The 22,784-nt window shown below is 53.7% G+C and carries 22 protein-coding genes; 10 read left to right on the forward strand and 12 right to left on the reverse strand.

Features of this window, described 5'->3' with window-relative positions:
• Positions 1-64 precede the first annotated feature (64 nt).
• The 3 genes from purE to G9Q38_RS06715 are packed head-to-tail and all read left to right on the forward strand — an operon-like array spanning position 65 to position 2,901.
• Entirely contained in the window at positions 65-592 is a 528-nt protein-coding gene (gene purE / locus G9Q38_RS06705; protein ID WP_166129175.1) for a 5-(carboxyamino)imidazole ribonucleotide mutase, read from the forward strand.
• 12 nt (positions 593-604) lie between these two features.
• Positions 605-1,792 carry a 5-(carboxyamino)imidazole ribonucleotide synthase gene (locus G9Q38_RS06710; RefSeq protein ID WP_166129178.1) on the forward strand — a complete coding sequence of 396 codons (1,188 nt, stop codon included), beginning with the start codon at positions 605-607 and terminating at the stop codon, positions 1,790-1,792.
• A 38-nt stretch (positions 1,793-1,830) separates the two neighbouring features.
• Positions 1,831-2,901 carry an L-threonylcarbamoyladenylate synthase gene (locus G9Q38_RS06715; RefSeq protein ID WP_166129180.1) on the forward strand — a complete coding sequence of 357 codons (1,071 nt, stop codon included), beginning with the start codon at positions 1,831-1,833 and terminating at the stop codon, positions 2,899-2,901.
• A 28-nt stretch (positions 2,902-2,929) separates the two neighbouring features.
• On the opposite strand, the gene G9Q38_RS06720 is transcribed toward G9Q38_RS06715, so the two are convergent.
• From G9Q38_RS06720 to G9Q38_RS06760, 9 genes are all read right to left on the reverse strand, one after another.
• Positions 2,930-3,640, reverse strand: coding sequence for an ABC transporter ATP-binding protein (locus G9Q38_RS06720; RefSeq protein ID WP_114420104.1), 711 nt, complete (start codon positions 3,638-3,640; stop codon positions 2,930-2,932).
• Positions 3,637-4,386 carry an ABC transporter ATP-binding protein gene (locus tag G9Q38_RS06725; RefSeq protein ID WP_166129183.1) on the reverse strand — a complete coding sequence of 250 codons (750 nt, stop codon included), beginning with the start codon at positions 4,384-4,386 and terminating at the stop codon, positions 3,637-3,639. Before G9Q38_RS06725 ends, G9Q38_RS06720 begins: the two co-directional genes overlap by 4 nt.
• Positions 4,387-4,395: 9 nt before the next feature.
• Complete coding sequence (locus G9Q38_RS06730; protein ID WP_166129186.1) at positions 4,396-5,394, reverse strand: branched-chain amino acid ABC transporter permease; 999 nt, start codon at positions 5,392-5,394, stop codon at positions 4,396-4,398.
• A 5-nt stretch (positions 5,395-5,399) separates the two neighbouring features.
• The gene (locus G9Q38_RS06735) at positions 5,400-6,281 is read right to left on the reverse strand and encodes a branched-chain amino acid ABC transporter permease (protein WP_166129189.1); all 882 of its coding nucleotides are present in this window, start codon (positions 6,279-6,281) and stop codon (positions 5,400-5,402) included.
• Positions 6,282-6,316: 35 nt separating this feature from the next.
• Complete coding sequence (locus tag G9Q38_RS06740) at positions 6,317-7,477, reverse strand: ABC transporter substrate-binding protein (RefSeq protein ID WP_166129191.1); 1,161 nt, start codon at positions 7,475-7,477, stop codon at positions 6,317-6,319.
• A gap of 65 nt (positions 7,478-7,542) precedes the next feature.
• A complete protein-coding gene (locus tag G9Q38_RS06745) occupies positions 7,543-8,370 on the reverse strand; it encodes an alpha/beta fold hydrolase (protein ID WP_166129194.1) in 828 nt (275 codons plus the stop codon).
• Positions 8,371-8,379: 9 nt separating this feature from the next.
• Entirely contained in the window at positions 8,380-9,939 is a 1,560-nt protein-coding gene (locus tag G9Q38_RS06750) for a benzoate-CoA ligase family protein (RefSeq protein ID WP_166129197.1), read from the reverse strand.
• 67 nt (positions 9,940-10,006) lie between these two features.
• Complete coding sequence (locus tag G9Q38_RS06755; RefSeq protein ID WP_166129200.1) at positions 10,007-11,566, reverse strand: 3,4-dehydroadipyl-CoA semialdehyde dehydrogenase; 1,560 nt, start codon at positions 11,564-11,566, stop codon at positions 10,007-10,009.
• Positions 11,567-11,673: 107 nt separating this feature from the next.
• Positions 11,674-12,141: a DUF4863 family protein gene (locus G9Q38_RS06760; protein WP_166129203.1), complete on the reverse strand. Its 468-nt coding sequence runs from the start codon at positions 12,139-12,141 to the stop codon at positions 11,674-11,676.
• A gap of 160 nt (positions 12,142-12,301) precedes the next feature.
• On the opposite strand from G9Q38_RS06760, the gene G9Q38_RS06765 reads away from it, so the two are divergent.
• The 6 genes from G9Q38_RS06765 to G9Q38_RS06790 all read left to right on the forward strand — a co-directional run bounded on the left by G9Q38_RS06765 (position 12,302) and on the right by G9Q38_RS06790 (position 18,744).
• On the forward strand, positions 12,302-13,234 hold the full coding sequence (locus G9Q38_RS06765; RefSeq protein ID WP_228276210.1) for a helix-turn-helix transcriptional regulator: 933 nt from the start codon (positions 12,302-12,304) through the stop codon (positions 13,232-13,234).
• Between the two features lie 127 nt (positions 13,235-13,361).
• Positions 13,362-15,020, forward strand: coding sequence for a 2,3-epoxybenzoyl-CoA dihydrolase (boxC, locus tag G9Q38_RS06770; RefSeq protein WP_166129205.1), 1,659 nt, complete (start codon positions 13,362-13,364; stop codon positions 15,018-15,020).
• A gap of 32 nt (positions 15,021-15,052) precedes the next feature.
• Positions 15,053-16,480, forward strand: a complete 1,428-nt coding sequence (gene boxB, locus G9Q38_RS06775; protein ID WP_166129208.1) for a benzoyl-CoA 2,3-epoxidase subunit BoxB — start codon at positions 15,053-15,055, stop codon at positions 16,478-16,480.
• Positions 16,481-16,597: 117 nt separating this feature from the next.
• On the forward strand, positions 16,598-17,860 hold the full coding sequence (gene boxA, locus G9Q38_RS06780) for a benzoyl-CoA 2,3-epoxidase subunit BoxA (RefSeq protein ID WP_166129211.1): 1,263 nt from the start codon (positions 16,598-16,600) through the stop codon (positions 17,858-17,860).
• Positions 17,861-17,892: 32 nt separating this feature from the next.
• Positions 17,893-18,333 carry a MaoC family dehydratase gene (locus G9Q38_RS06785; protein ID WP_166129214.1) on the forward strand — a complete coding sequence of 147 codons (441 nt, stop codon included), beginning with the start codon at positions 17,893-17,895 and terminating at the stop codon, positions 18,331-18,333.
• Between the two features lie 60 nt (positions 18,334-18,393).
• Positions 18,394-18,744 (forward strand): hypothetical protein, encoded by a 351-nt coding sequence (locus G9Q38_RS06790; protein ID WP_166129216.1) that lies wholly within the window; start codon positions 18,394-18,396, stop codon positions 18,742-18,744.
• Positions 18,745-18,770: 26 nt separating this feature from the next.
• On the opposite strand, the gene G9Q38_RS06795 is transcribed toward G9Q38_RS06790, so the two are convergent.
• The 3 genes from G9Q38_RS06795 to G9Q38_RS06805 all read right to left on the reverse strand — a co-directional run bounded on the left by G9Q38_RS06795 (position 18,771) and on the right by G9Q38_RS06805 (position 21,691).
• The gene (locus G9Q38_RS06795; RefSeq protein ID WP_166129219.1) at positions 18,771-19,001 is read right to left on the reverse strand and encodes a hypothetical protein; all 231 of its coding nucleotides are present in this window, start codon (positions 18,999-19,001) and stop codon (positions 18,771-18,773) included.
• Positions 18,998-20,308, reverse strand: coding sequence for an APC family permease (locus G9Q38_RS06800; RefSeq protein WP_166129222.1), 1,311 nt, complete (start codon positions 20,306-20,308; stop codon positions 18,998-19,000). Before G9Q38_RS06800 ends, G9Q38_RS06795 begins: the two co-directional genes overlap by 4 nt.
• A gap of 189 nt (positions 20,309-20,497) precedes the next feature.
• Complete coding sequence (locus G9Q38_RS06805) at positions 20,498-21,691, reverse strand: acyl-CoA dehydrogenase (protein WP_166129225.1); 1,194 nt, start codon at positions 21,689-21,691, stop codon at positions 20,498-20,500.
• Between the two features lie 188 nt (positions 21,692-21,879).
• On the opposite strand from G9Q38_RS06805, the gene G9Q38_RS06810 reads away from it, so the two are divergent.
• Positions 21,880-22,779, forward strand: a complete 900-nt coding sequence (locus G9Q38_RS06810) for a LysR substrate-binding domain-containing protein (RefSeq protein WP_166129227.1) — start codon at positions 21,880-21,882, stop codon at positions 22,777-22,779.
• The last annotated feature ends 5 nt before the right edge of the window (positions 22,780-22,784 follow it).

A 22,784-nucleotide genomic window follows, 5' to 3' on the forward strand; every position in this document is an offset into this window, starting at 1 on the left:
GACATACCGTTGCCGGGTGAAGTCATGGCCGGTTTCGCGTATTGTTTAGGCCATTGTTATTGCCATGAATCAATCATCCTCTGTCTTGAACAATAGTGCCCCCTTGGTGGGGGTTATTATGGGCTCTTCCAGCGACTGGGAGGTGATGCGGCATGCGGTTGATATGTTGACGCAGTTTCAGGTGCCGCACGAGGTTAAGGTTATTTCAGCACACCGCATGCCCGCCGATATGGCGCAGTACGGCGCTGATGCGCGCAGGCTGGGGCTTCGGGCCATTATTGCCGGGGCGGGGGGCGCCGCCCATCTGCCCGGTATGATGGCCGCGCTTACCCCAGTTCCTGTTTTCGGCGTTCCTGTGCCGTCGCGCTATTTACGTGGTGAAGACTCATTACTGTCTATTGTGCAAATGCCTAAAGGTGTGCCGGTTGCCACGTTTGCCATTGGCGAAGCAGGTGCGGCCAATGCGGCCTTGCATGTTATTGCCAATCTGGCCACAACAGATGCACGTCTGGCAGAGCAGCTGGATGCATTTCGCCTAAAACAAACGGAAGCGGCCCGGGCAATGGTTGTGCCTCCGCTGCAGTCTTCTTGAGTTGATGAGTTTATGTCTGACGATCGCAACAACACAATCGTAAAGCCAGGGCAATGGCTGGGAATGATAGGTGGGGGTCAGTTGGGTCGTATGTTTTGTCATGCAGCTCAGCGCATGGGTTACAAGGTGGCGGTGCTTGACCCAGACGCCAATAGCCCGGCCGGTGCTGTTGCAGATTTCCATTTGCTCGCGGCATACGACAATGAATCGGCGCTGACCGAGCTCGCGCAGCGCTGTCCGGCGGTCACTACCGAGTTCGAGAACGTTCCGGCCGATAGTTTGCGGTTTATTCAGGCGCTTGGCTGTAATGTAAGCCCGTCGGGTGATGCCGTGGCGATTGTACAAAATCGAATCGAAGAGAAGGCGTTCATTCAGAAAGCGGGTGTCGAGGTTGCGCCTTATATTCCCGTACGTTCTGAAGATGATTTGCAAAGCGCGCCGGAATCTTTGTTCCCGGGCATTCTGAAGGTGGCGCGTTTGGGTTATGACGGAAAAGGTCAAGCAAGGGTCGCTTCGCGGGTGGAGGCATACGAAGCCTTTGTTGAGTTCAACAAAGTTGACTGCGTTCTTGAAGCCTTGATGCCGCTTCAGCGCGAAATCTCAGTTGTCATGGCGCGCGGCTATAACGATGAATGTGTTTTTTATGCGCCCGCTGTTAATGTGCATCACCATGGTATTTTGGCGGTTTCAAGCGCTTCTCCTCAAGCCGGTGAGCAGGATTTAAGCAATGCGTTGCTTGCTCAGGCGCGCGATGCCGCCGCCGGCATTGCCAGGTCGCTTGATTATCGGGGCGTATTGTGCGTGGAGTTTTTTGTATTAGACGGCGGCGTTCTGCTGGCCAATGAAGTGGCGCCACGTCCTCATAATAGCGGTCACCACACAATCGATGCGTGTGTCTCAAGTCAGTTCGAGCAACAGGTTCGGGTTATGGCCGGTTTACCATTAGGTCATCCGCAGGCGCACAGTGCTTCGGTAATGCTGAATCTATTGGGTGACCTTTGGTTTAACGATCAGGGGCAGTATGAAGAGCCCGATTGGCCGGCCGTTCTGTCGCTTCCCGGAGCGCATTTGCATTTATACGGCAAGGCCGATGCGCGCCCAGGCCGGAAAATGGGGCATATTACCGTTGTTGCCGAATCCCTCCAGCGCGCAACGGATCAAGCTGACGAAGTAAAGCGTTTGTTGAAGCTGCCTTATTAAGTACGGCCGTTAATATTAAAAGCATAAGCCATTTAAGCGTGAATACCCGCACCACTTATGACTCAATCCATCAAGCTGCCCAACAACTGCTGGCGGGGCGGCTGGTTGCGTTCCCAACTGAGACGGTTTATGGCCTGGGGGCGGATGCCGAGAGCCCTGAAGCGGTAGCGCGTATTTACGCGGCCAAAGGACGGCCGTCCAATCATCCGGTTATTGTGCACGTTGCGCCAGGTGCCGACCTTTCCTATTGGGCCAAGAATATCCCCGACGAGGCGCATGCATTGATACGTGCATTCTGGCCGGGGCCGCTTACACTTATCCTTGAGCGTGCAGATCATATTCCAGCCCAGGTCAGTGGCGGGCAGACTACCATCGGGTTGCGCTGCCCCGCGCATCCTGTTGCGCGTCAATTGCTTGAGGTTTTTTCAGCCCTGAAGAACGGTAATGGGGGGGTCGCTGCGCCGTCGGCGAACAAGTTTGGCCAGGTTTCGCCCACCCAGGCAAGTCATGTACGTGACGAGTTTGCTGGTCTGGACGAAACGGACCTCTTTGTGCTTGAAGGGGGCAGTTCTGAAGTAGGGATTGAGTCTACGATTCTGGATTTGTCTCGCCTTGAAAGCGTGGGGCCGGTTTTGTTACGACCAGGGCATATTTCCGCCACCGATATTGCCGGTGTATTGGGGGTAATGCCGCGTGAGCATGCGGACGCAGCGGCGCCGAAAGTATCCGGCTCGTTGAAAGCGCACTATGCACCTCATACGCCGTTGTTATTGCGTTCCCGGGTGGATATTGATCGCCTTGTCGGCTTAGGTGTAGACGCGGTGTTATCGCTTGCCGGTTTGGACTCGACACTACGCGGAAACCAGCGCGTGGCGATATTGGCCATCGGCCCGGTGGCCTCAGATTTAGGCGGGAAATCGGATGCCGGGTTTACGTGGGTGTCGGCAGCGGAAGACCCCGTGGCTTATGCCCGGGATCTGTACGCCAATTTACGACGCCTTGACCTTGGTGGTTTTGATTGCTTGTTGGTGCAGGCACCGCCCGAAGAGGCGGCCTGGCACGCTGTGCAAGACCGATTGAAGCGCGCTGCGGCGGCATTCAGCAGTTAACCTGCTTTTTGCGTGTGTCTCAGCGCGTTTATACACCCAGGTAGCGGGTTAAAAGCTCGGGTTGTTTTGACAGGGTTGCACTGTCTTTTTCTTCCACCACGACACCTTTTTCAAGTACCACGCAGCGGTCGGTGTTGGCCAATACCTTGCGGAAATTCCGGTCGACAATCAGCGTGGACACACCACTTTTACGAATGGTGTCGATAATGCGCCAGATTTCGGCCACGATAAGTGGCGCCAGGCCTTCAGTTGCCTCGTCAAGAATCAGGATATCCGGGTTGGTCATGAGGGCGCGCCCAATTGCCAACATTTGCTGCTCACCGCCCGAAAGCTGTTGCCCGCCGTGGCCAAGGCGCTCAGTCAGGCGTGGGAAGGTTTCCAGTACACGATCGTAGTCCCAATCGTTACGGCCGTTCACGCCTGAACGAGCAGCAACCAGCAGGTTTTCGCGCACATTCAGGTTGGGAAAAATGCCGCGTCCCTCGGGTACATAGGCGACACCTTCACGTGCAACTTGGTAGGGTGCGGAGCGCGTGTGATCTTTGTCGCGAATAACGATATTCCCGCTGGTTGGGCGCAAATGGCCCATCAGGGTGCGAATAAGCGTGGTTTTACCCATTCCGTTGCGGCCCAGAAGACCAACCGACTCGCCCGCCTGAATTTTCAGATTAACGTCGAAAAGAACATGGCTTGCGCCGTAGAAAGTATTCAACCCCTGAGCGTTGATCAATACGGTCATTCGTCTTCTCCCAGGTAGGCCGTTTGTACTTCGTGGTTCGTGCGGATGGCTTCAGGGTCGCCATGCGCAATAACGGCCCCGTTCACCATTACGGTGATGAGGTCGGAAATTCGAAATACGGCATCCATATCGTGTTCCACCAGCAAAATGGCGTGTTCTTTTTTGAGTGAGTCCAGCAGGTCCAACATGCGGTCGGTTTCTTCCGCCCCCATGCCCGCCAACGGTTCGTCGAGAAGCAGAACGGTTGGATGTGTGGCCAGGCACATGGCGATTTCGAGCTGACGTTTCCCACCGTGTGATAACAGCCCGGCGGTGTGGTCGGCGTATTCGGCCAAACCGGTTAGTTCCAGCGCGCGGTCGGCTGCTTCATTACTAATGCGGCAGTTTTTTGCGGGGGTCGCCCAGCTCCAGAATTTTTGGTGCTTGGCTTGCGCCGATAAACGGCAATTTTCATGTACCGTTAAGGTTGGGAAAATGGTGGTGCGCTGGTAGCTTCGGCCCAGGCCGGCACGTGCCCGATTAGGTTGGGGCCACCGAGTAATGTCCGTTCCGTTCATGATAATTGAGCCTTCATTGGGTGGAATTTCCCCGGAAAGCACATTGATGAGCGTGGATTTACCGGCGCCGTTGGTACCAATTACCGCGTGGACTTGACCCCGATCGAGGTCGACGGAAACATTGTCGATGGCGACCAGGCCGCCGAAGCGGCGGGTGACGTTTTTGGCCGACAATAAGGTTTGTGTCATGCTTTACCTCTAGTGTGCAGCAGGTGAGCCGGCCGAAGAGCGGCGGCGGGCGCGAAGTTGTTCAGGCAGTCCGATTAAACCTTTGGGCATGAGCGCTACCAGAATAATAATGGCCAGGCCGAAGGTGAGATGCCAGTGAACGGCAAACTCGCCGAACAATGCTTGCGACTGGAATATTTCCTGCAGCAAAATGAGTGTAATGGTGCCGATAACCGCGCCTGAAAGCCGCCCCATACCGCCCAAAATAACCATGAGTAATACCAGGCCCGACTGTTCCCAGTTCATCAGTTCAGGGTTCACATAACCGTCTTTGGCAGCATAAAGAATGCCGGCAAGACCACCCAAACCACTGGCAATGATGTAAGCCGTGAGCTTATACCCGAATGTTGAAAAACCGGCTGCGCGCATGCGCTGCTCATTTACCAGAATGCCGGTAAGCGCAGCGCCGAAACGCGAACGCATGAGCATGGCAAGAAACACCCATGTAAAGGTTAGGCAAACCAGCACAAACATGTAGAAAACGTAGGCGTTATCGAGATTTAGGATAACCCAATCACCAATGCGGAATTCGGGCCGAACGTACAAATAGATCCCATCGCTTCCGCCACCGATTTTGGTGTCGTGAAAGACGTAGTAAGCCATTTGTGCAAACGCCAGGGTGACCATAATGAAATAGACACCTTTGGTTCGCAACGACAGCGCGCCGGTAATCAGGGCATACACCATGGCGATCCCTATGCTGACGGGTAACATCCACAATAAATTGCCGGACTCGTATTCGGGCGACAATAAAGTAACCGCGTAGGCGGAGATACCGAAGAACGCGGCATGGCCAAGGCTGATGAGGCCGGTGCAGCCAACCAGCAATTGCAGGCTAAGCGCAAATAATGAATAAATCATGATTTTGACGATCAGCGCAGTGTAGTACTCGGACGTGACCAAGGGCAGCAGCGCGGTGACGACAAAAAGTAGCAGGGGCAGAATAAAGTTGCGTATCGAGGAGTGCATTGTTGTTAGCCTTGCTTGAAGAGCCCCTCGGGCTTGAATAACAGGATGGCGGCCATCATGACGTAAACCAGAACGCCTGCGGCTTGCGGAAACAGGACTTGGCCGAAGGTGTCGACAAAACCGATGAGCATGGCCGCAACGAATGCCCCTTTAATTGAGCCAATGCCGCCAATAACGACCACAACGAAACAGATAATAAGAATTGAGTGGCCCATGCCGGGATAAACCGAAGACACAGGAGCCGCAATGGCACCGGCAAACGCCGCAAGCGCAACGCCCAGCGCAAAAACAATACGGAACAAGCGGTTAATATCGATGCCCAGAGAGTTGATCATGTCGCGATTACTGGCGCCGGCACGAATCATCATACCCAGGCGCGTGTGTGTAAGTAACCAATAAAGCAAGCCGGCAACGACCAGACAGACCACCGAAATGAAGAGACGGTAGGTGGGGTAAGTCATGATGTCGCCGAGCGAAATGGCCCCACTTAACCAGGACGGCGTATCGACACCATGAACGTCGTTATCAATAATGATGCTGCGCAGCTCTTCAAACACCAGGATAAGGCCGTAAGTCATGAGGACTTGCTGCAGGTGATCGCGATGATAAAGATAGCTGTAAAAAGCCCATTCCAGGAAGTAACCCAGAATGGCCGACAAAATAACGCAGGCGAGCAGGGTTGTAATAAACCCGCCGCCCACATACTGTTCAACAAGAGGCCCTAGCGCGAAGGCCATGTAGGCGCCGATCATGTAGAAGCTGCCATGAGCCAGGTTGATGATGCCCATGATGCCGAAAATGAGTGTTAGCCCACTGGCAACCAGGAAGAGCAGTAGCCCGTACTGGACAGCGTTCAGACATTGAATAAGGAAAATGACCGGATCCACATGGCCTCCTTTAGTATTGTTTTTTTATAGGGTGATTACATTAGTTTGCAGCCGCGGCTGGGGTCAGCCAGATCCTCAACCGCGATTTTCACAGGAACGTTTTCCATGCCTTTAACTTCGCGCAGGTAGAAATCCTGAACGGGGTTGCCGGATTTGGAGATGGTGAAATCGCCGCGTGGGCTCTTGATGGTTGCATTGCGGATGGCATCGCGCATTTGGTCTTTCTTGCTGATATCGCCGTCAACCGCTTCCATACCGGCCGCCAGCATTTGTGCTGCGTCGTAACCCTGAACCGCATATACATCAGGTGGTAGATCGGGATACTTCTCGGAATAGTTCTCGCGGAACTCTTTGTCGAGGTCGTTATCCAATCCATCGGCGTAGTGCAGCGCAGTGCGCAAGCCCTGAGCGGACTCACCTTGTGCTTTAAGCGTCCCGTCGGTCAGGAAGCCGGCGCCAACCAGAGGGATTTGATCTTTAAGACCTGCGGCTGCGTAATCCTGTACGAATTTCACTGCGCCACCGCCTGCAAAGAACGTATAGACGACGTCAGGCTTGATCGAAGCGATTTCCGTGAGCAGCGGCTGGAACTCAACCTGGGGGAAAGGCAGGGTCAGGTGTTCAACAACTTCGCCGCCGCCTTTTTCGAATGCTTCCTTGAAGCCGTCAGTGGACTCTTTGCCCGCGGCGTAGTTCCAGGAAATGGTTACGGCCTTCTTGTGACCATCTTCCGCAGCGACAACACCCATGGCGTAGCCAGGTTGCCAGTTCGAAAATGAAGAGCGGAAGACGTTCTTGCTGCACAGTGGTCCGGTAATGGCAACGGCGCCGGCATTCGGAATAATGAGGGTAACGTCGTTCTCGGTGGCTGCTTTGGCCAGGGCCATGGCCACACCGGAGTGAACCGTACCGATCAGAACATCGACGTTGTCGCGTTTGATCAGGCGGTTGGCGTTATCGGGGCCTTTGGATGGGTTGGACTCATCGTCGACGCGGAAATAGGTGACTTCCTGACCGGCAAGTTTGCCACCTTGTTCTTCCACATACATTTTGAAACCGTTTTCAATGGCTTCACCCAATTGAGCATAGGTGCCGCTATAAGGCAACATAAAGCCCACTTTGACTTCGGCCGACGCAGCGCCTGCGCCGAATGCGAGAGAAAGGGCGAGTGCGGTGCCCGTTAAGACTTTCTTCATTGTGTCTACTCCTTGGTGTTGTAAAGGTACTGCTATGGCTGCGCATAGGCGCAATAAAAACAGGTTCACGGGTTGGTGGGTGATGTTTCGTTCAGTTTTTGTATGAAAGCCACCAACGCCTGGTTCAGGACTTCCGGCTGATCTTTATGGGGAGAATGACGGCAATCATCAATAATACAGAGTTCTGTGTGCGACACTATCCGTTGTATCCCTTGGATTTGGGCCAGTGTGCCGTACTCGTCGTTTTTCCCCTGAATCGCCAGAACAGGGCATTGGATTTTGGGCAAATAGGCTTCAATGTTCCAGTATTTGAATTCGGGGTTAAGCCAGATGTCGTTCCAACCCCAGAATGCCGAGTCGGGGTTCTGATGATAACGGGAGAAGCGTTGTGGCAGATCAGTGTTCAGGTATGCTTCACGTGCTTGCTCAATGCTGGTTGTTGTGACATCTTCAACAAAAATATGGGGCGCCGCTACTGCAATGGCCTTGGGGCGGCTGGGGTACATCGCCGCATAAAGCAGCGCAATGGAGCCGCCGTCGCTGTGTCCGAACAAAATAGGCCGCTCGTGCTCCATATTCAGCGCTTTCAACAGGGCCGGCAAGGCCTTTTCCGCTTGTGTATGCATGTAACTAAGCGGCCATTTTTCCTCGGGAGGGCGGGGAGTACTGGCGCCGTAACCATAGCGCGAATACACCAGGCCACGGCAGTTGGCTTGTTCGCAAAGTTGCGCCGGCCAATCGCGCCACAAGGCAACAGAACCCAACCCCTCGTGCAGAAAAATAATCAGGTCCCGGTCGGTTTTCTCGGGCGAGATGAACTGGCATTCCAGCTCATAATCGCGATCGTCGATGTGAATGGGGACTTGGCGGTGGGTGATGGACAGATTACTCATGTTGAAATCTTAGCTGTTCTGTTCGCGCTGGCGCAGTCGGAAACGCTGGATTTTACCCGTAGCTGTTTTGGGAAGATCTTCGACAAAATGGATCGTGCGTGGGTACTTGAACGGCGCCAACTGGGATTTCACATAATCCTGCAGTGTTTTCTGAGCCTGGGCGTCTGCGATGATGCCGGAACGCAGTACGACGTAGGCAGATGTTTTTACCAGCCCCTGGCTGTCTTCAACGCCGATGACCGCCGCTTCAAGAACGGTTTCGTGCTGGATCAGTACATTCTCCACTTCAACGGGGGAAACATACTGGCCACTCACTTTGATCATGTCGTCGCTTCGGCCGGCATAAGTGTAATAACCGTCTGCATCGCAAACGTACTTGTCGCCGCTTTTAAGCCAATCGCCCAACATGGTTTCACGTGTTTTGGCGCGATTGTTCCAATACATCAGTGCCGCGCTGGATCCCCGTATATATAGATCACCGATGGCGCCGGCGGCAACGGGTTTACCAGAGTCGTCGCGCAGCTCAACTTCGTATCCAGGTACCGGCTTTCCAGTGGTGCCGTAACGGACATCGCCCATTTGGTTTGACAGGAAAATATGCAGCATTTCGGTGGAACCGATGCCGTCGAGAATGTAGCAGCCAAAATGGCGTGTAAAACGTTCGCCCAGATCTTTGGGCAGTGCCTCACCTGCTGAGGCACAGACTCGCATGGCGACATCTTCCTTGGCCGGCAGGGCGGGCGACGCCAGCATACTGGCGTACAGCGTGGGTACGCCATAGAAAACAGTGGGTTTGTGTTCTACAAGACGTTTGAAAACGGCTTCAGGGGTGGGGCGCTCTCCCATTAGCACGACGGTTGCACCGACTGATAACGGAAACGTCAGTGCATTGCCCAAGCCGTAAGCGAAAAAGAGTTTCGCGGCGGAAAAAGCGATGTCGTCTTCGCGAATCCCCAGTACGGGTTTGCCGTAGAGCTCGGCGGTGTACCAAAGGTTGCCGTGGCTGTGAACCACCCCTTTAGGCTGACCTGTGGAACCCGAAGAGTAAAGCCAGAACGCGATTTCGTCGGCTTTTGTGTGTACAGGCGGCAACTCTTCTGCCTGTTGCATGAGTGTGTCGAAATGGGCTACATCGGCGGGCAGCTCGTTCGCGTCGACCCCGGCTACGACGACCTTCTTGACTTCGTGGCGGGAGTTTTTCATGGCCGACTGAACCGTTTCCAGCAGGCTGGGTGAGGTGAACACCGCTTGCGCCCGACTGTGTTCAAGCATGTACGCATAGTCGTCGGCCGTTAACAGGGTGTTGACCGCAACCGGCACCACGCCGGCATGCAGGCCGCCCAGAAAGACCACCGGCCAATCAACGGTGTCGTGCATCACCAGTAAAATTCGCTCTTCCCGACGGATGTCCAGGTTTTTGAGCAAGCCCGCGAAACGGGCGGAAAGACCGGCCAGCTCACCGTAGGTAATTTTGCGTGTGTCGTCGATATAGGCAGTTTTTGACGCGCGCGAACGGTTGAACTCAGCCAGATACTGGGCGTAATTCAATTCTGCAGGGCAGACTTCCATTTTGTTGTCTCCGAAAAAAGGAGGCCTGTCGGGTTATTGGAAGCACGACAGGCAATAATTTGTTTTATTAACTTTCAGAACCTGCTGCCTGGGCCAATTTGCCCAAGACGTCGGGAGAACCTTGAATGGCCGCGAGCCGGTGATAAAAGCGCAGGGCGCGCAAGCCGCCCAGTTCCTCGCCGCCGCCGGCGCGCCCTGGGCCGCCATGGTTCGATTGCGGCATCACGTTGCCGTGCCCGGTATGGGCTTTGGCTACGTCGTTGTTGATAAGGTGTACACGACCGTGGCTTTCCGCCAGGATTGCGGCTGCTTGCGCCAGGAAATCGGGTTGATTGCTGTATACCGAGGCAACCAATGAACCCATGCCGCGGCGAGTCAGCGTGAAGGCGTGTTCTGTATTGCGATAAGGGATGAGCGTGGCGACCGGGCCAAACACTTCCATTTCGTGAACCAGAGGATGGTCGTCGGGATTGCGCACCCCGAATAGTACAGGTGGCACGACCGCTCTATTTTCGTTGTCGAGATCAATGGTACTTTCCGTGCGGCCATCGAACAGAATATCGCTACATTTCGCCAGTTTTTCAATGCCCTCGAGAATGGCGTCGCGTTGTGAAAGATTCACCAGGCTGCCCATACGAACGCCTTCTTTGCGCGGATCGCCCACCGTAATGGTTTTCAATTTGTCGGAAATAGCCTGCGCCACAGCATCGTATTTCGACTCGGGGACAAAAATGCGGCGTATTGCGGTGCATTTCTGGCCCGATTTGATGGTGAGTTCACGCACCACTTCGCGCACCAGCAACCCGGTTGCGTCATCATCGGTGTCGGGGCCCAGAATCGCACTGTTAATGCTGTCGGTTTCCGCGTTGAAACGTACGCCGTCATGCTTGATGCGGGGATGGTCGCGCAACGATGCGGCCGTGTCGGCCGAACCGGTGAAAGACACGACATCAAGACCGTTCAACGCGTCGAGCAAAGCGTCGGGTCGGCCGCAAACAATATTCAAGGCGCCGGCCGGCAGGATGTTGGCGTCGACGACATCTTTCACCATTTCGTGCGTTAACCAGGCGGTGGAGGTGGCGGGTTTGATGACAACGGGAACGCCGGATAGCAGCGCGGCCGCGGCTTTTTCCCACAGGCCCCACGCAGGGAAGTTGAATGCGTTGATGAAGAGCGCCAGCCCCTGAATGGGGACGTAAATGTGTTGGCTGGCAAAAACGTTGTCTTTTGCCAGCGGAGCCGATTCACCGTCGAGGCGCAGGGCTTTTTCCACCATTTTGGAGCCGGCTTTGGCATAGAAGGACAGCGTGTAGATGGCGCCGTCGACGTCGACCGAACTGTCATTTTGCACCGTGCCGGAATTGCGCAGTGAAATTTCAAAGTACTTATCGCGATTTGCCTGAAGTACTTTCACAATATCGCCCAGCAATCCGGCGCGCTCGGCATAGCTTAATTTTCGCAAGGCCGGCCCGGCTTGTTGCCTGGCGTAATCGTAGGCGGCATGCATGTCCAGGCCATCGGCACTAACGGTGGCCAACGTCTCACCCGTGATGGGGTCGAGAACCGGGCTGCCTTTGCCGCTTCCTTCTTGCCAGCGTCCTTCAAGATAGTTTGCGAGTTTTGTCATAACGTGTCTTTTTCTCGTAGAAACAGGTGCGGTACTGTGATGGGTGCCGTTGTGTAGCGGCCATTTTGCCGAGCACCTTGCAAACAGGCGGCCCAGTGGGCCATAACCTATGAACGGGTGAATTCGATTTTGCCTTCGGGCAAAAGATACAGAACCAATGCCTGGCCCTGACTCACGGTGGGGCGGTGAGCCGTGTCGGGCCCATACACCAGCCAGCCGGCCGGGTGGTTGTCGAACTTTGCAGTGTCGTCGATGGGCATGATCAGGTCGATTTCGCCATTGGGGTGGCGATGGTGCGGCCCGGCCAGGTCTTTCATATCGACCACATCGACCGAATAACCATTGAGCACATCTGTTGGCTTGATAACACGCCCGTAACGAATGCCGCCCCCCTCGTATTGGCACATCCAGCCTTGAGCAACGCCTGTGCGACAGGCGTTGACGATTTCGTTGTAAACGTCGCCCCCGACGGGAAAAGTTTGATTCAGGTCGTCTTGCAACGTTTTATTCAACGGGCGGTCGCCAATATGATTGGTTACTTTTTGAATGAGTTGCTGAAATGTCTCGAGGTTCATTTTTATGTATCCTTTCTTAGCGGAGTCGAGTGTCGGGTCGAAGCAATAAAATGCCATTTAACCCGGCAAGGCGCCCTCGCCAAGACTCAAAATTAGGCCTTTTCTTTCCAATTGTCAAGCATTATAATGCATCTATATCGACTCATTAGGGTTTTTCTGGGTGAACAATAAAGCATTAAATCAGAAAGTCCTGGCGGCTGAGGAGACAGGCAGCCAGGATCGCGACCCGTATCTTATCGCCCTCGGGGAGCGGGTACGGCGGCTACGCGCTATTAGGGGGATGACGCGCAAAGAACTCGCCCGAGCTGCGCGTGTATCCGAACGCCACCTTGCCAATCTTGAGCGAGGTGTAGGAAACGTTTCTATCCTGGTTCTGCTGCAAATTTCCAAGGCATTTAATTGTGTTTTGGCGGAATTGGTGGGAGACGTCACCACTTCCACGCCTGAGTGGCTGCTCATTCGGGAGCTGTTGCAAAATCGCTCGGAGCAGGAGCTTCAGCAGGCACGAGAAGCGCTGGCGCAACTGTTTGTCGGGCAAGCCGTTTCCGCAGCAGGCAATCGTACAAAGCAAATTGCCGTGGTGGGGTTGCGCGGTGCCGGAAAATCAACCTTGGGGCGCATGCTGGCGGCTGATATTGGTTATCCCTTCGTTGAGCTCAGTTCGGAAATCGAGCGCGTGGCCGGGTGCGGCATCCTGGAGATCCACAGTCTGTATGGGCCTACAGCTTATCGGCGTTATGAGAAACGTGCTCTTGAAGAGTCGCTGCAACTGTATCCTGAAATGGTGCTTGCCACGCCAGGGGGAATTGTTTCCGAACCTTCAACCATGAATTTGCTGTTATCCCATTGTTATACCGTATGGGTGAAAGCAAGTCCGGAAGATCATATGGCGCGTGTGATGGCGCAGGGCGACTTCCGGCCCATGGCCGGCAATAATGAGGCCATGGCCGACCTTAAGCGCATTCTGGCCGGGCGCGAGGCATTTTATTCGAAGGCCGACTACGTATGCATGACAAGCCAACGCAGTTTGTCGGAAGTGTTCGATGCGCTGCGTACGCACATCCGCGAGGTTGCCGGCCTGCCTCTTGCGTAAGTGCACTTTAGTGCAAGCATGCATTTTTTTGCATAAAAAAGTTGACGCCGGAAATTTGTTGCATTATTATGCATCAAAAATCAATAGATGCATTATTGTTCCGGTTAAATAATTAGGAGACTCATCCATGAGTGAAGCCGCTACCCTCGTCGATTTTCGCACCGATCCCAGTCAGTACAAGCACTGGGAACTCAGTTTTGATGGCCAGGTGGCCACCCTTGCGATGGACGTGAACGAAGATGCTGGTCTGCGTCCCGGGTACAAACTGAAACTGAATTCCTATGACCTGGGTGTCGATATCGAATTGCACGACGCGTTGCAGCGCATTCGTTTCGAACATCCGGAAGTTCGCACTGTTGTCCTCACCAGCAAGAAAGACCGTATTTTCTGCTCGGGCGCCAACATCTTCATGCTGGGGTTGTCATCCCACGCCTGGAAGGTGAATTTCTGTAAATTTACGAATGAAACCCGTAATGGCATTGAAGACTCCAGTCGCCACAATGGTTTGAAATTTATTGCCGCTGTAAACGGCGCATGTGCCGGTGGCGGTTACGAAGTTGCGCTGGCATGCGACGAAATCCTGCTGATCGATGACCGTTCCTCCGCCGTTTCTTTGCCGGAAGTACCGCTCTTGGGCGTACTGCCGGGTACGGGTGGGTTAACGCGTGTTACCGACAAACGAAAAGTTCGCCACGATCGCGCCGATATTTTCTGCACTTTGGTGGAAGGCGTGCGCGGGGAGCGAGCCAAGAATTGGCGTCTGGTTGATGACATCATCAAGCCTGCGCAATTTGAAGAGGGTGTCAAGAAACGTGCCGCCGAGTTGGCTGAACAAAGCAATCGTCCTGCCGACGCCAAAGGTGTTCAACTGACACGCGTTGAGCGTGAGGAAAGTGATAACGGCGTGAAATACAAGTACGTCGAAATCACGATTGATCGTGAGCAGCGCTCGGCAACCTGGGTCGTCAAAGCGCCCGATGCCGATGTACCGACCGACATCGCCGGCATTGAGTCTCAAGGTGCCGCCTGGTGGCCGCTGCAAATGGCGCGCGAGCTCGACGATGCGATCTTGCACATGCGTACTAACGAGTTGGACATTGGAACCTGGGTTTTCAAGACCGAAGGCGATGCTTCCCGCGTGTTGGCGGCAGATGAAACTTTGCAAAAGCTCGGTGATAACTGGCTTGTTCGCGAAACGGTCGGCATGTTGCGTCGTACGCTTGCCCGTCTCGATGTCTCCTCGCGTTCGCTGTTTGCCCTGATCGAACCCGGTTCATGCTTTGTGGGCACGCTGCTCGAGCTGGCGCTGGCTTGCGATCGTACTTACATGCTGGATGATCCTGAAACCGACAAGCCTGCCCAAATTGCGGTTAATGAACTGAATTTCGGCGCGTATCCCATGGTGAATGCGCTGAGCCGTATCGAACGTCGCTTCTACGAGGAAGCGCCGGCTATTGACGCTGTCCGTGCCAAGATTGGCAGCGCAATTGGTGCTGAAGAGGCAGAGTCGCTGGGTCTGGTTACCTACTCTCTCGATGACATCGATTGGGACGATGAAGTGCGCATTGCGCTGGAAGAGCGCCGTGCATTGTCACCTGATTCGCTGACCGGCCTGGAAGCCAATCTGCGTTTCGGCGTGAAAGAAACGATGGAAACCCGTGTGTTCGGCCGGTTGTCGGCTTGGCAAAACTGGATCTTCTATCGGCCGAATGCCTCGGGCGACAAAGGTGCCCTGCGGTTGTATGGCAAAGGTGAGAAAGCCAGTTTCGACTGGGATCGTGTGTAAGTTAGGCGATAACCAATTAAGGAGTCAACGACATGTCCGGTATTAATTATTCCGAGAAAATCCCAAACAACGTCAATTTGTCCAGTGACCGCACGTTGCAACGTGCGCTGGAGCATTGGCAGCCCAATTACCTGCAATGGTGGCAGGATATGGGTCCGGAAGCGTCCCAGGAGTTGGATGTCTACCTGCGCACGGCGGTTAGTGTAGATCCCAGTGGCTGGGCCCACTTCGATTACGTAAAAATGCCCGATTACCGCTGGGGTATTTTCCTGGCCCCGCAAGACGGTGACCGCAAGATTCACTTCGGTGAGCATTTGGGTGAAGCCGCTTGGCAAGACGCGCCCGGCGAGCATCGTGCCAATTTGCGTCGGATTATCGTCACCCAGGGCGACACGGAACCTGCATCGGTCGAGCAACAACGTCACTTGGGGTTAACAGCGCCTTCACTGTACGACCTGCGTAATCTGTTCCAGGTGAACGTGGAAGAAGGTCGCCACCTATGGGCCATGGTTTACCTGTTGCACCGTTATTTTGGTCGCGATGGTCGTGAAGAGGCCGATGCACTGTTGCAGCGTCACTCCGGTAGCGAAGACAGCCCGCGTATTCTGGGTGCGTTTAATGAGAAAACTCCAGATTGGCTGGCTTTCTACATGTTCACGTACTTTACCGACCGCGACGGCAAATTCCAGCTTAGCGCGTTGTCCGAGTCGGCGTTCGATCCACTGGCACGCACCACCAAGTTCATGCTTACAGAAGAAGCGCATCACATGTTTGTGGGCGAGTCGGGTGTGTCGCGTGTATTGCAGCGTACCGCTCAGGTCATGAACGAATTGAAAACAACTGATCCGGAAGCGATTCGCAAAGCGGGTGTGATCGACTTGCCAACCATTCAGCGTTATCTGAATTTCCACTACAGTGTCACCATCGACCTGTTCGGTGCCGACCAGTCCTCGAACGCTGCTATTTTCTACAGCGCCGGTTTGAAAGGTCGACATGAAGAAGGCAAACGTACCGATGACCACTTGCTGAAGAACGATACCTATCCGATTCTTGAAGTACATAACGGCGAGCTGCGTGAGATTCAGGTGCCTATGCTGAATGCCTTGAACGAAGTACTGCGTGATGACTACATCCGCGATTCGGTTGCCGGTGTGAACCGTTGGAACAAAGTGCTGGAGAAGGCAGGCATTGATTTCCGCCTGACTGTGCCGCACAAAGCGTTCAACCGCCGTATTGGTACTTTGTCAGGAATTCGTGTGTCGCCCGACGGAACGGTATTGACCGAAGAGCAATGGAACGCCAACGTCGACAAGTGGTTGCCGACCGAGGAAGACCGTGCTTATGTTGCTTCCCTGATGGGGCGTGTTGTTGAGCCCGGCAAGTTTGCCAACTGGATTGCACCGCCTCCCATGGGTATCAACCGTCAGCCAATTGATTTCGAATACGTTCGATTCAACTAAAAAAGCGTAGACTAACAGTGTGCCGGGGCGCCTTTACCGGGTGCCCCGGCACATTGATCTTGACAGCATATCGTCACATAGCCGCACATTTTCAGTAGTGCGTTACGGAGACCAAAAATGACAACGGCCACCACAGTCATGAAACAGCATTTAATTGATCCGGAAATTTGTATTCGCTGTAACACCTGCGAAGAAACTTGCCCGATCGATGCCATTACACACGACTCCAACAACTACGTGGTGGATGCGTCGATATGTAATGATTGCATGGCCTGTGTGCCGCCGTGCCCCACCGGCGCAATCGACAACTGGATTCAAGTGGTAAGCGACAACGCTTACTCCATTGAAGAGCAATTTACCTGGGATGAGTTGCCCGAGCCGCAGGAAGCGCCGGAAGGTGCGGAGGTCGTCGAGGCAAAGGCGCCGGCAGCACCAACGGCTTCTGAGGCGCAAGAACAAGAGGGTGACCAAGACCTCGAGAACAAACCATTTACGGCAGCGGGTGCCAGCATACCGCCTTGGTCGGCAGCCCATCCTTATACCAACCTGTATACGCATAAAAACCCGGTTACCGCGACCGTAGTGGGCAATTACCGCGTTACCGACAGCGATACAGACAGCGATATTCATCATATTGTGCTTGATATGGGTGACACACCCATGCCGCTTCTGGAAGGCCAGTCAATCGCGATTTTCCCTGCGGGTGAAGACGAGAACGGCCGTTCTTATCATGCGCGGCAATATTCCATTGCCAGCCCGCGCGACGGCGAGCGCCCCGGTTATAACAATTTGTCGATTACCGTAAAACGGGTTGTGGAAGACCACGACGGCAAACCCGTAAAAGGGGTATGTTCGAATTATTTGTGCGACCTGCAAAAGAACGACTCGGTGAAGTTGATTGGCCCATACGGCAACAGTTTCCTGATGCCGAATCTGCCTGACTCAAATCTGGTCATGATTTGCACCGGTACAGGGGCTGCGCCCATGCGTGCCATGACGGAGCATTGCCGTCGCCTGAATAAAGAAGGCAAATATCGTGGCAAATTAATGTTGTTTTTTGGGGCGCGTTCTGAGCGTGAGTTACCTTACTTTGGGCCGCTCATGAATTTGCCGAAAGACTTTATCGATATCAACCTGGCGTTGTCGCGGCAGGCCGATCGCCCTAAAAAATATGTACAAGACGTGATTCGCGAGCGCGCGTCTGATGTTTTGGCATTGATCAACGATAGCAAAACCTGCATTTATGTTTGCGGCTTGAAAGGCATGGAAGAAGGTGTGTTGGCTGCACTGAAAGACATCGTTACGGAAAGCGGCAAGAAATGGGAAGATGTTCACGCCCAACTTAAAACCCAAGGTCGGTTACACTTCGAAACTTACTAGTATTCAGTTCAATCGATTAAAGGTTGTATTTAATGAAATTCAGTGAGTTTCGAGACGGCATGGTCATCAAGCACCCGCCTGTGGTGCTTGACGAAAAGACCATGATCGACTTTGCCAAACAGTTCGACCCACAATGGTTTCATACTGATCCCGAAAAGGCCGGTAACAGCCGCTGGGGCGGCCTGATTGGCAGCGGTTGGCTTACTTGTAGTTTAGCGATGCGTATGGCAGCTGATTCTGCCTTGGCAGGCTCTGAAAGTTTCGGGTCTCCCGGCGTTGATAAGATTCGTTGGTTGCTACCCACGCGCCCCGGCGATGCTTTGCGTTTGGAGCTTACGGTTAATAACGTGCGCGTTTCAGAAACGCGTAAAGATTTGGGGATCGTGCGCTGGACATGGCGTGTGTATAACCAGAATGATGATCAAGTGCTGGAGTTGGAAGCCACGAGCTTGTTCGATTTGGGGCAGGCCTGATTGCTTGGGGTTTTTAGCGCTCATCTTCAGCAATTCGCAAAGATTTTTTTGGAGGCTGATATGAAAAACCGAAAATTAGTCGCGACATCTGTTCTGGTTTCTTTGCTGTCATTCACTGGTTTAGCCGTTGCCGGCCAACACGGAATGGCTAACCAGCCGCATGCGCCGGGTATGTCCGGCGCGAACAATATGCCTGGCCCGATGGGTAATTCAGCGAATATGCCTCGGTCAGGTATGAGCGGAATGATGATGGGCGATCAAGCCGGCATGGGTGGCATGATGATGGGCGGGTGCCCCTTAATGGCGGGCATGGGTGATGTTTTAAGCCCGCGGGAGCAGATGAAAATGCATGCCGAGATGATGCAATCAATGGGGCAGATTATGCAGAAGTATGCTGACCGCGCCGAATAAAAAGTTAAAAGCTGCCGGGCCTGACGTCATGAGTTGCGTATGTCGTCAGGCTTCTCCGCCGGCCAGTTACTGAACGCGATGAAGTACAAAAGAATCAGGTTGGCTAACGGAATCAATATCAATATACCCATCCATCCTGGGTAACCGATTCGCTTGCAGATACGCCAGGCGGGAATGACCACCAAAACGGCAATAACCAGCATCCATAGCCAGTGGCCAAACCACATACCGTCGTTAAACATGTAATTTCCCATCATGAGGTCCTTTTAAGAAATATTTGTTCTGTAATCGCAATCGCGATCATGGCCACAACCGCTACTGCGATCACGAATGAGTCTGTGTTCAACTTAACCCAAACGAATCCGCCCAGGGCCAGTAAATCCAGGATAATCGCTATGGCGGGAACCCAAGCCTTGGCTTTGATATCTTCGCGCAGATAGCGTAGTACCCCCCAATGTATGGCGATATCCATAACAAGGTAGAACACGATACCTAGCGCAGCAATGCGCGAAAGGTCAAAAAACGCGGTCAGAATCAAGCCCAGAACAACGGTATAAACCAGGGTGTGTTTCTGTATGCTGCCCGGCATGCCGAAATGGCTGTGAGGAACAAGCTTCATTTCCGTAAGCATGGCCAGCATTCTGGAAACGGCAAATATGCTGGCCAGAATACCGCCCGCAGTGGCCAACATGGCAATGGCCACAGTGAACCAGACACCATATTCGCCCAACGCCGGCCTGGCGGCGGCGGCCAGTGAGTAGTCTTGAGTTTTAATGATTTCCGACAGGGAAAGGTTGCCGGCTACCGCAAAGCCTACCAAGGTGTAGATAACGACGCAAGCCGCAATGGAAATGATAATGGCACGGCCCACGTTGCGGTGGGGGTCTTTTACTTCTGAACCGCTGTTGGTGATGGTTGTAAAGCCCTTGAATGCCAGAATGCCCAGAGCAGTAGCACCAAAAAAATTGCCAATACTGTTGCCGGCTTCATTGCTATTGGAAAAGTTAACGGCGATGCCGTCGGCAACCCAGACACCGACTAGACCAAAGATCAGAATACCGCCGATTTTCAGAACGCCGATGAAGGAAGCCGTTCCCTGAATAAATTGATTGCCGGACAAGTTGATGAGAAAAGCCGCCAGAATCAAGAGCACCCCTAATAGGGGTACCATATAGCCGCTGTCGTCGCCACCGAACAGCTGCATGGTATACGAGCCAAAGGTTCGGGCAAGAAAGCTTTGGGCAATGACCATCGAAAAATACATCAGTAATGCATTGAACGCGGTGGGAAGCCGATTCCCATAGGCTTTATGCAGATACATGCCGATACCACCGGCCGATGGGTAGGCATTTGAGATTTTGATGTAGGAATAAGCGCTGAAGCTAACGATAACGGCGGCTGCCAGAAAGGCCAGCGGGAAAAGCGCGCCGGTCATTTGTGCCATTTGTCCGGTTAGCGCAAAGATGCCCGCGCCAATCATGACGCCGGTGCCCAACATGACTGTGCCGCCAAGTGTCAGGCTGTTTTCACGATAGTGGGAAGTTCGGTCTTGATTCTTGCTCATGCAGCCCTTTCATAGCTTTTTTAAAGGGTACGTCTGGTATGAACATTAATCAAGGGTTTAAAAAATTCGCATCGCTGAAGAGCTATGTTGAGAGCATAAAAAAAACGGCAAAGCATGGTCACAAGCTTTGCCGTTTTTATTGACTGCCTTGTTATTGAAGAAATGACTCGGCAATCATAATTGTTAGCATCAGAAAAATGCCTGCAAACCGGTTTGTGCGCGGCCCAGAATCAGGGCGTGAACGTCGTGCGTACCTTCGTAGGTATTCACCACTTCCAGGTTCACCAGGTGGCGTGCAACACCGAACTCGTCGGAGATACCATTACCACCGAGCATATCGCGAGCCATACGGGCAATATCAAGTGATTTGCCGCATGAGTTGCGCTTCATGATGGAGGTGATTTCAACTGCGGCAGTGCCTTCGTCTTTCATGCGGCCCAAACGCAGGCAGCCTTGCAGACCCAGTGTGATTTCGGTTTGCATGTCGGCCAGTTTCTTTTGAATGAGCTGGTTTTGCGCCAGGGGGCGACCGAACTGTTTGCGATCGAGTGTGTATTGGCGGGCGGTGTGCCAGCAGAACTCTGCCGCACCCAAGGCGCCCCAGGCAATACCGTAGCGGGCCGAGTTCAGGCAGGTGAAGGGGCCACGCAAGCCGCTGACACCGGGCATCATGTGATCTTCGCTTACTTCCACTTCGTCCATGACAATTTCGCCTGTAATGGAAGCGCGCAGACCGACCTTGCCGTGAATGGCAGGTGCCGACAGACCTTTCATGCCTTTTTCCAGGATGAAGCCGCGGATTTTGCCGTCGAAGTCACCACCAACACATTTCGCCCACACAACGAAAACGTCGGCGATGGGGGAATTGGTGATCCACATTTTTGTACCGCTTAGCTTGTAGCCACTGTCGGTTTTTACTGCGCGGCTTTCCATGTTGCCGGGGTCGGAACCGTGGTTAGGTTCTGTTAAGCCGAAGCAACCAATCCACTCGCCGCTGGCCAGCTTTGGCAGGTACTTCTGTTTTTGCTCTTCGCTGCCGAATTCGTTAATCGGTACCATCACCAGGGAGGATTGAACGCTCATCATGGAGCGGTAACCGGAATCGACACGCTCAACTTCGCGTGCGATGAGGCCGTAGCAGACGTAATTCAGGCCGGAGCCACCGTATTCAGTGGGGATAGTGGGGCCCAGCAAGCCCAGTTCACCCATTTCACGGAAAATTTCAATGTCGGTTTTTTCGTTGCGGAAGGCTTCCAGAACGCGTGGTGCGAGTTTGTCTTGCGCGTACGCTTGAGCGGCATCCTTTACCATGCGCTCTTCTTCTGTAAGCTGTGAATCAAGTAACAGGGGGTCTTCCCAATGGAAGGATGGGGCCGAGGACATAATGAATGCGCTCCGAAAATAAGTTTAGGTTTAAAGTATTTTACCGAAAACGCAACCCAAGGTAAACGTATTCGTACCAATACTGGCAGGTTATGTGAGTTATTGGCACAATGCAATTGATAAAATTGCACAATGTCGTGACAAATGTGCACGTTTCGAGTCATCACAAAGCCGATATGGGAGAACTAATGCGTAAAGGCGTGCCGAACTTAGGGGCTTTGCAGGCATTTGAGGCAACGGCGCGCCTGGGATCATTTTCGCGCGCCGCAGAGGAATTGTCACTGACCCATAGTGCCATTTTTCGGCAGGTGAATGGGCTGGAGGAGCGCTTGGGTGTCGCGCTTTTTAGTCGTGTGCGTCGGCGTATTGTGTTAACCGATGCGGGGGCGGAATATGCCGCACGTGTTCGCCATCATCTGGAGCAGTTGGAAAAAGACACGTTTAGTTTAATGTCGCGTGCCGGGCTGGGTCATAGTTTGCATATTGCCGTGCTACCCACATTGGCTACGACGTGGCTCATTCCGCGTTTGCCGGCTTTTCAGTCGCGTCATGCCGATATCGCGGTGAGTTTGTCCAGTCGCACGTTGCCGTTTCAGTTTGCCGACCATCCTTTCGATGCGGCTATTTATCATGCCGAGCAGCCGTGGGCCGCCACGCAAGGTATTCGCTTGTTTCCCGAAGAGGCGCTTGTTCCGGTTTGTTCTCCCTTCCTGTATGAAATTGCACAACATGCGTCGGATGGGTTGGCAGGTCTAACGCATTTGCACATGATGTCGCGGCCCGACGCATGGCGTGACTGGTATCGTACGCAGGGTCTTGAATACTTGCCCGGTGTCGCGGCGGGTCCTCGTTACGAGCTCTTCACGATGCTATTGGCGGCAGTGCATGCAGGGCTGGGGGTCGGATTGATTCCGCGCTTTTTGGCTGATGAGGCGCTGGCAAATGGTGACCTGGTCGTGCCGTTCGACGGGGCCCTGGCTGTGCGGCAGTCGTACTATTTCAGTTACCCTGTTCATGTCGGGAAAACCGACGCACTGATTGCTTTTGAGGCATGGCTGCAGGAAACGGTTGAAGAACAGGCGGGTTGAAAAAG

It is taken from the genome of Pusillimonas sp. DMV24BSW_D, from assembly GCF_011388195.1.
Taxonomy (GTDB): Bacteria; Pseudomonadota; Gammaproteobacteria; order Burkholderiales; family Burkholderiaceae_B; genus Neopusillimonas; species Neopusillimonas aestuarii.

What these genes read in the sequence shown, in the direction of transcription:
- purE (WP_166129175.1), top strand. Translation starts at nt 65, where the DNA reads ATGAATCAATCATCCTCTGTCTTGAACAATAGTGCCCCCTTGGTGGGG.
- boxA (WP_166129211.1), top strand. Translation starts at nt 16,598, where the DNA reads ATGACAACGGCCACCACAGTCATGAAACAGCATTTAATTGATCCGGAA.
- boxB (WP_166129208.1), top strand. Translation starts at nt 15,053, where the DNA reads ATGTCCGGTATTAATTATTCCGAGAAAATCCCAAACAACGTCAATTTG.
- G9Q38_RS06760 (WP_166129203.1), bottom strand. Translation starts at nt 12,141, where the DNA reads ATGAACCTCGAGACATTTCAGCAACTCATTCAAAAAGTAACCAATCAT.
- G9Q38_RS06810 (WP_166129227.1), top strand. Translation starts at nt 21,880, where the DNA reads ATGCGTAAAGGCGTGCCGAACTTAGGGGCTTTGCAGGCATTTGAGGCA.
- G9Q38_RS06795 (WP_166129219.1), bottom strand. Translation starts at nt 19,001, where the DNA reads ATGATGGGAAATTACATGTTTAACGACGGTATGTGGTTTGGCCACTGG.
- G9Q38_RS06710 (WP_166129178.1), top strand. Translation starts at nt 605, where the DNA reads ATGTCTGACGATCGCAACAACACAATCGTAAAGCCAGGGCAATGGCTG.
- G9Q38_RS06720 (WP_114420104.1), bottom strand. Translation starts at nt 3,640, where the DNA reads ATGACCGTATTGATCAACGCTCAGGGGTTGAATACTTTCTACGGCGCA.
- G9Q38_RS06755 (WP_166129200.1), bottom strand. Translation starts at nt 11,566, where the DNA reads ATGACAAAACTCGCAAACTATCTTGAAGGACGCTGGCAAGAAGGAAGC.
- G9Q38_RS06740 (WP_166129191.1), bottom strand. Translation starts at nt 7,477, where the DNA reads ATGAAGAAAGTCTTAACGGGCACCGCACTCGCCCTTTCTCTCGCATTC.
- G9Q38_RS06730 (WP_166129186.1), bottom strand. Translation starts at nt 5,394, where the DNA reads ATGCACTCCTCGATACGCAACTTTATTCTGCCCCTGCTACTTTTTGTC.
- G9Q38_RS06725 (WP_166129183.1), bottom strand. Translation starts at nt 4,386, where the DNA reads ATGACACAAACCTTATTGTCGGCCAAAAACGTCACCCGCCGCTTCGGC.
- G9Q38_RS06800 (WP_166129222.1), bottom strand. Translation starts at nt 20,308, where the DNA reads ATGAGCAAGAATCAAGACCGAACTTCCCACTATCGTGAAAACAGCCTG.
- G9Q38_RS06785 (WP_166129214.1), top strand. Translation starts at nt 17,893, where the DNA reads ATGAAATTCAGTGAGTTTCGAGACGGCATGGTCATCAAGCACCCGCCT.
- G9Q38_RS06805 (WP_166129225.1), bottom strand. Translation starts at nt 21,691, where the DNA reads ATGTCCTCGGCCCCATCCTTCCATTGGGAAGACCCCCTGTTACTTGAT.
- boxC (WP_166129205.1), top strand. Translation starts at nt 13,362, where the DNA reads ATGAGTGAAGCCGCTACCCTCGTCGATTTTCGCACCGATCCCAGTCAG.
- G9Q38_RS06750 (WP_166129197.1), bottom strand. Translation starts at nt 9,939, where the DNA reads ATGGAAGTCTGCCCTGCAGAATTGAATTACGCCCAGTATCTGGCTGAG.
- G9Q38_RS06745 (WP_166129194.1), bottom strand. Translation starts at nt 8,370, where the DNA reads ATGAGTAATCTGTCCATCACCCACCGCCAAGTCCCCATTCACATCGAC.
- G9Q38_RS06790 (WP_166129216.1), top strand. Translation starts at nt 18,394, where the DNA reads ATGAAAAACCGAAAATTAGTCGCGACATCTGTTCTGGTTTCTTTGCTG.